Raw genomic sequence first — 533 nt, 5'->3', positions numbered from 1 at the left:
TAGGGCATATGCATTGTATTTTAAGAAAACTAGAGATATTGGTAAAACTATTGAGTACTTTGAGCAATTAGAGGAGTATGGTAAAAAAGAAGGGGATATATATATATGCCAATTTTCTATAAAGGAAAGGATAGAAATTTATAAAAAGTTAAAAAACCATTATGAATATGATAAATTAGTACAAAAATTTTATAAAAATGAATTGGACATGTCAAAAATAAATAATAAGCAATATGAATTTCATTTGAATAACAAGATAAAAGAAGAAGAAGACATAAGTATTATGAAAAAAACTAGCACATTAATAATAATAAGCAATTTGTTTTTAATTGGAATTATTATACTAGTATATAAAAAGATGAAAAAATCTAGATATGAATCGATGAAAGACCCGTTGTGCAATGTTTATAATAGACGGTATTTAGAACTATATAAAAAAAATGTAAAAATTAAAGATGTTCCAATATCAGTATTTATGATAGATGTAGACTATTTTAAATTATATAATGATAACTATGGTCATCAGCGTGGAG

Annotated in this window: 1 protein-coding gene; it reads left to right on the top strand. The window is 23.5% G+C overall.

All coding sequences use genetic code 11. The features are described from left to right. Window positions 1-13: 13 nt before the first annotated feature. On the top strand, window positions 14-533 hold a 520-nt coding region (locus AZI32_RS17645; RefSeq protein WP_157451000.1), incomplete at its 3' end, for a diguanylate cyclase.

Source organism: Clostridium sp. ATCC 25772 (assembly GCF_001573875.1).
Taxonomy (GTDB): domain Bacteria; phylum Bacillota; class Clostridia; order Clostridiales; family Clostridiaceae; genus Clostridium_J; species Clostridium_J senegalense.
The sequence above is the reverse complement of the archived record's forward strand: the minus strand, read 5'-3'. Positions and strand labels throughout refer to the sequence as shown.